A 6,135-nucleotide genomic window follows, 5' to 3' on the forward strand; every position below is an offset into this window, starting at 1 on the left:
GCGAAGATGAGTACCGAAGTCGTCGGATACGACCACAGTGACGGTCTGGCCACCGTCACCCTGCGGCGGCCCGCCGCCGCCAACGCCCTCGACCGGGCGCTCAAGGAGCAGTTGCTGGCCGCGGTCGTCCGGGCCGGCGCCGACCCCGGGACGCGGGCAGTTCTGCTCGCGGCCGAGGGCAGGAACTTCTGCGTCGGACAGGACCTCGCCGAGCACGCCGCCGCGCTGGAGTCCGACCCCGCGCACGCGATGGACACCGTCGCCGAGCACTACAACCCACTCGTCACCGCGCTGGCCGCGATCGAGGTCCCGGTGGTAGTCGCGGTGAACGGGGCGTGCGTCGGCGCCGGGCTCGGGATCGCGCTCGCCGGGGACGTCCGGATCGCCGGGGAGGGTGCGAAGTTCTCGACGGCCTTCACCGGAATCGGGCTGGCGAGCGATTCGGGGCTCAGTCACACGCTGGCCCGGGCGGTCGGCGCGAGCCGGGCAGCGGGACTGATATTGCTCGGCGACCGGTTCACCGCGGGGCAGGCGCTCGACTGGGGGCTCGTGCACCGGGTGGTGCCCGACGCGGACCTGGCCGAGTCGGCAGTCGCGACCGCGCGCGGTCTGGCGAGCGGTCCGACGCGTGCCTTCCGGGAGGTCAAGGCGTTGCTCGGTGCCGACGGCTCGCTTGCCGACGCACTCGTCGCGGAGCAGCGCGCGCAGGTGACGCTCGGCGCGAGCGAGGATCACCGCCAGGCGGTGGCAGCCTTCCTCGGCAAGCGGTCGCCGGTGTTTCAGGGGCGCTGAGCCGGGCCGCCGACAGCGCCGAAAGTCCAGGGCGTGGCCCCGATCTTGTGTCGTGGGTCACGCTCGTGCATACTGTAATTATCGACCGATCGTTCGGTAGTAAATCGGGCGCAGCGAGGAACATATGACGACAACCGAAGCCACCGCCGACCTGCAGGCGCTGTTCGACGAGACCATCGCGAACGACCAGCGGATCGAGCCGCGAGACTGGATGCCGGACGGCTACCGCAAGACGCTCGTCCGGCAGATAGCCCAGCACGCGCACTCCGAGATCATCGGCATGCAGCCCGAGGGGAACTGGCTCACTCGCGCACCGTCGCTGCGCCGCAAGGCGATCCTGATGGCCAAGGTGCAGGACGAGGCCGGTCACGGGCTGTACCTGTACTCCGCGACCGAGACGCTCGGAGTGGACCGCGAGGACCTCACCCGGAAGTTGATCGACGGCACGCAGAAGTACTCCTCGATCTTCAACTACCCCACGCTGACCTACGCGGACGTCGGGACCATCGGGTGGCTGGTCGACGGCGCCGCCATCTGCAATCAGGTCCCGTTGTGCCGCAGTTCCTTCGGTCCCTACGCCCGCGCGATGATCCGGGTGTGCAAGGAGGAGTCGTTCCATCAGCGTCAGGGGTTCGAACTCCTCGCCACCATGATGCGCGGAACCGCCGAGCAGCGCGCGATGGTGCAGGAATCGGTCAACCGCTGGTGGTGGCCGGCACTGATGATGTTCGGCCCCCCGGACGACCGGTCGCCGAACACCGAGCAGTCGATGGCGTGGGGCATCAAACGGCACACCAACGACGAACTTCGCCAGCGTTTCGTGGACATGTCGATGCCGCAGGCTCAGGTGCTCGGTGTCACCTTTCCCGACCCGGATCTGAAGTGGAACGCCGACCGCGGCTCCTACGATTTCGGGCAGCCCGACTGGACCGAGTTCACGGCGGTGATCAAGGGCGGCGGCGCCACCAGCGTCGAGCGGATCGCCAATCGACGCGCGGCCCACGAGGACGGCGCCTGGGTGCGTGCCGCGGCGACCGCGTTCGCCCGGAAACAGGCTTCCGCACAGCAGGAATCGACAACGAAGGATGCAACGCGATGACCGAGAACCACGACCACCCGGTCAAGGCGCAGTGGCCGCTGTACGAGGTGTTCCTGCGCGGTAAGCGCGGACTGAATCACGTCCACGTCGGCTCCCTGCACGCCGCCGACGACGAGATGGCGCTGCGGCATGCGCGGGACGTTTACACCCGCCGGAACGAGGGCGTGAGCATCTGGGTGGTGCGTTCGAGCGCGATCCTGGCCTCCAGTCCGGGTGAGAAGGACTCGTTCTTCGCGCCGAGCGGGGACAAGGTCTACCGCCACCCGACGTTCTACGAGATTCCCGAGAACGTCCCGCACATGTGACCGGCGATTCGTAAACCAAGGACTGACAAGATGATCGACCATGACAACGCCTACGACGGCCTGATCGAGGGCACCGGCGACGGGCAGTGGGCCTTCGGCACCAGCTTCGACGACCCCCTGGCGGGCGTGGACACCACCGTGCCGGACGACGTCGACCTGCGTGCGCTCGCCGACTACTGCCTGATGCTGGGCGACGACGCCCTGGTGATGGCGCAGCGGCTCGCCCAGTGGAGCACCCGAGCACCGGAACTGGAGGAGGAGGTCGCGCTCGCCAACATCGGTCTCGACCTGCTGGGCCAGGCCCGACTGCTGCTCGCCCGCGCCGCGGCGGCGAACGCATCGGTGGTGCCGGTGATCTCGCCGACCTCACCCGTCCCCGCCGAGGACGCGCTGGCCTTCTTCCGTGACGAGGCGGCGTTCCGCTGCGTCCGGCTGGCCGAGCTGCCGAACGGCGACTTCGCCCGAACCATCTTGCGGCTGTTCGTCTTCAGCGCCTGGCGCCTGGAGATCTTCGACCGGCTGCGCGGCTCGCGGGACCCGGTCCTGGCCGCGGTTGCGGTCAAGGGGATCAAGGAACTGACCTACCACCGCGACTACGCGGCGAGGTGGGCCGTCACCCTCGGCTGCGGCACCGACGAGTCACGTCGCCGGATGGCGGATGCCCTGGAGCGGGTGTGGCCGTACATCGGGGAACTGTTCGCCGGTCAGCTCGCGGAGACCGCGATGGCGGCGGTCGGCGTCGGTGTCGACCCGGCACGGGTCCGCGAGTCGTTCGACTCGGTGGTCGAGCAGGTTCTGCATGCAGCCGGACTCGAGGCGCCGCACGGACCGTCGGTGAGCACGGTGGGCGGCCGCTCCGGTCGCTCGGGCCTGCACAGCGAGTACCTGGGGCCGCTGCTCGCCGAGATGCAGAGCGTGGCCCGGCAGCATCCGGAGGGGACGTGGTGACCGTGGCCGCGACGACTGCCCGCGAGATCGCCGCGTCGGTCCTCGATCCGGAGATGCCGATGCTGACCCTCGACGATCTCGGAGTGCTGCGGGACGTGCGGGTCGACGGCGAGCGGGTCGTGGTGACCATCACGCCCACGTACTCGGGATGTCCGGCGATGGCCACCATGCGCGACGACCTCGAGCACAAGCTCGGCGTCGCCGGCTACGCGGAGGTGGAGGTCCGCACCGTCCTCACCCCGGCGTGGAGCACCGACTGGATCAGCTCGGAAGGGCGTAGAAAGCTTGCCGAGAACGGATATTCGGTTCCCGGACCCGCTCCGGTGCGGGCCGCCGGGCCGGTACCCCTGACCCTGATTGCACGCCCTCGTCTGCTCGCCTGCCCACGATGCGGGTCGCGCAGCACCCGGCTGGACTCCGAGTTCGGCCCGACCCTGTGCAAGGCGCTCTACCGGTGCCTCGACTGCCTCGAACCGTTCGACCACGTGAAGGAGATCTGAGCCGTGACCACCGCATCGGATATCCGGCCCGCCGCTGCCGCGCCGCGCAATCGCCCGTTCCACACGCTGCGGGTCGCCGACGTCGAGCGGCTCTGTGACGACGCCGTCGCCGTGACCTTCGACGTCCCGGCGGAACTGGCCGGCGAGTACGCCTTCGGTCCGGGGCAGTCGCTGACACTTCGCCGTCACGTCGACGGCGTCGAGCACCGCAGGAACTACTCGATCTGCGCGCCCGCGGGCGCCGCACCCCGGGTGGGCGTGCGCGCGGTGTCCGAGGGACTGTTCTCGAGCTGGCTGGTCAACGAGGTCCGGGTCGGCGAGGAGATCGAGGTGCAGGGTCCGACCGGGACCTTCGTCGCCGATCCCGCGGCGGGCGGTCGGCACGTACTGGTCGCCGCCGGGTCCGGGATCACCCCGATGCTCTCCATCGCGGCCTCGATGCTGGCGAATCCCGCTGCGGAAGTGACCCTGCTGTACGGCAATCGGCGTACCCGATCGGTGATGTTCGCCGAGGAGATCGCCGATCTCAAGGACCAGTACGGCGCCCGGTTCGACGTGATCCACGTGCTCTCGCGCGAGCCGAGGGAGGTCGAACTGTTCAGCGGCCGTCTCGACGCGCCGCGGTTGCGGGAGATCTTCGCCGCGGTCGTCCCCGTCCCGGACGTGGACCACTTCTGGCTGTGCGGCCCGCTCGGGATGGTGACCGATGCCGAGTCCGTGCTCGGCGAGCTGGGTGTCGGCCGTGACCGCATCCACCACGAGCTGTTCTACGTCGGTGACACGCCCCCGCCGCCGGACACCCATCGCGAACCCGGTGTACAGGGCCCCAGCAGCGAGGTGACGGTGATCCTCGACGGCAGGTCCACCACCGTCACCCTGCCGCGGGACGCGACCGTTCTCGACTCCGCGGAGGAGTTCCGCTCGGACCTGCCGTTCGCCTGCAAGGGCGGGGTGTGCGGCACCTGCCGCGCGAAGGTGACCTGCGGCGAGGTCGACATGCGTCGCAACTACGCGCTCGAGGACTACGAGGTCGAGTCCGGCTTCGTGCTCACTTGCCAGTCGTACCCGGTCAGCGACGACCTGACCGTCGACTTCGACGCCTGACCCACACCAGATCCCGCCGACCCGAATCGGAGACAGACCATGACAGACCTCGCAGCATCGCCGACGACGAGCATCGAGTTTGCCTCGCGTGACGAGATCTCCGCGTTGCAGACCGAGCGGTTGCGTTGGTCGCTGCAGCACGCGTACGACAACCTGCCGTTCTACCGGCAGTCGTTCGACGCGGCGGGCGTGCATCCCCAGGATCTCCGGGACCTCGCCGACCTCGCCAAGTTCCCCTTCACGACGAAGGCGGACCTGCGCGACAACTACCCCTTCGGCATGTTCGCGGTGCCGATGGAGCAGGTGTCCCGAATTCACGCGTCGTCGGGAACGACCGGCAGACCCACCGTGGTCGGCTACACCGAGAACGACCTGAACAACTGGGCGGATCTCGTCGCCCGCAGCCTGCGGGCCGGCGGGGTCCGGCCGTCGGACAAGGTGCACGTCGCGTACGGATACGGACTGTTCACCGGCGGACTCGGAGCCCACTACGGCGCTGAACGGTTGGGCTGCACAGTGATTCCGATGTCCGGCGGCATGACCGAGCGTCAGATCCAGTTGATCGAGGACTTCGAACCGGACGCGATCATGGTCACCCCGTCGTACATGCTCACCATTGTCGACGCGATGGAGCGCAAGGGAATCGACCCGTCGAAGACCTCGCTGCGAGTCGGCGTGTTCGGCGCCGAGCCGTGGACCGAGCAGATGCGCACCGAACTCGAGCAGCAGCTGAACATGGACGCCGTCGACATCTACGGACTGTCCGAGGTGATGGGACCGGGTGTCGCACAGGAGTGCGTGGAGACCAAGGACGGCCTGCACATCTGGGAGGACCACTTCTACCCCGAGATCATCGACCCGGTGACCAGTGAGGTCCTGCCGGACGGGGAGGAGGGCGAACTGGTCTTCACCTCGTTGACGAAGGAAGCGCTACCGATCATTCGTTACCGCACAAGGGATCTGACCCGCCTGCTACCGGGCACGGCGCGGTCGATGCGCCGGATGCAGAAGATCACCGGACGCTCCGACGACATGATCATTCTGCGGGGCGTCAACCTTTTCCCGACCCAGATCGAGGAGCTGATCCTCGGTGTGCCGGAGCTGTCCCCGCAGTTCCAGTGCGTGCTGGACCGTCCGAGCAGGCTGGACCGGTTGACCGTGCGCGTCGAGGCCCGCGCCGATGCGCCGGTCGCCGCGCGGGCCGCGGCTTCGGAGGCGCTGCGTGCGCTGATCAAGAACCGGATCGGCGTGTCCGTCGGCGTGGACGTGCTCGACCCCGACGGCATCGAGCGCTCGGTCGGCAAGGCGCGCAGGCTGATCGACAACCGTCCGAAGTAGCGGCAGCGGCTGCGCCGCCGGTGCGTGATCGGTACCCCGGCCGGGGTAC

Annotated in this window: 7 protein-coding genes; all 7 read left to right on the top strand. The window is 68.8% G+C overall.

Going from position 1 to position 6,135, the window contains the following annotated elements; all coding sequences use genetic code 11:
• Positions 1-6 precede the first annotated feature (6 nt).
• The 7 genes from ACFXGJ_RS09025 (at position 7) to paaK (ending at position 6,086) form a co-directional block, all read left to right on the top strand.
• On the top strand, positions 7-792 hold the full coding sequence (locus ACFXGJ_RS09025; protein WP_378618008.1) for an enoyl-CoA hydratase/isomerase family protein: 786 nt from the start codon (positions 7-9) through the stop codon (positions 790-792).
• Between the two features lie 124 nt (positions 793-916).
• Positions 917-1,891, top strand: coding sequence for a 1,2-phenylacetyl-CoA epoxidase subunit PaaA (gene paaA / locus ACFXGJ_RS09030; protein WP_378618009.1), 975 nt, complete (start codon positions 917-919; stop codon positions 1,889-1,891).
• Positions 1,888-2,196: a 1,2-phenylacetyl-CoA epoxidase subunit PaaB gene (paaB, locus tag ACFXGJ_RS09035; protein ID WP_378425758.1), complete on the top strand. Its 309-nt coding sequence runs from the start codon at positions 1,888-1,890 to the stop codon at positions 2,194-2,196. Before paaA ends, paaB begins: the two co-directional genes overlap by 4 nt.
• 30 nt (positions 2,197-2,226) lie before the next feature.
• Complete coding sequence (gene paaC, locus ACFXGJ_RS09040; RefSeq protein ID WP_378618010.1) at positions 2,227-3,144, top strand: 1,2-phenylacetyl-CoA epoxidase subunit PaaC; 918 nt, start codon at positions 2,227-2,229, stop codon at positions 3,142-3,144.
• Positions 3,138-3,644 carry a 1,2-phenylacetyl-CoA epoxidase subunit PaaD gene (gene paaD, locus ACFXGJ_RS09045; RefSeq protein ID WP_378618011.1) on the top strand — a complete coding sequence of 169 codons (507 nt, stop codon included), beginning with the start codon at positions 3,138-3,140 and terminating at the stop codon, positions 3,642-3,644. The genes paaC and paaD overlap by 7 nt, the downstream gene beginning before the upstream one ends.
• 3 nt (positions 3,645-3,647) lie before the next feature.
• Positions 3,648-4,748, top strand: a complete 1,101-nt coding sequence (paaE, locus tag ACFXGJ_RS09050) for a 1,2-phenylacetyl-CoA epoxidase subunit PaaE (protein WP_378618012.1) — start codon at positions 3,648-3,650, stop codon at positions 4,746-4,748.
• A 39-nt stretch (positions 4,749-4,787) separates the two neighbouring features.
• Positions 4,788-6,086, top strand: coding sequence for a phenylacetate--CoA ligase PaaK (gene paaK, locus ACFXGJ_RS09055; RefSeq protein ID WP_378618013.1), 1,299 nt, complete (start codon positions 4,788-4,790; stop codon positions 6,084-6,086).
• The last annotated feature ends 49 nt before the right edge of the window (positions 6,087-6,135 follow it).

Source organism: Rhodococcus sp. NPDC059234 (genome assembly GCF_042754225.1).
Taxonomy (GTDB): Bacteria; Actinomycetota; Actinomycetes; order Mycobacteriales; family Mycobacteriaceae; genus Rhodococcus_G.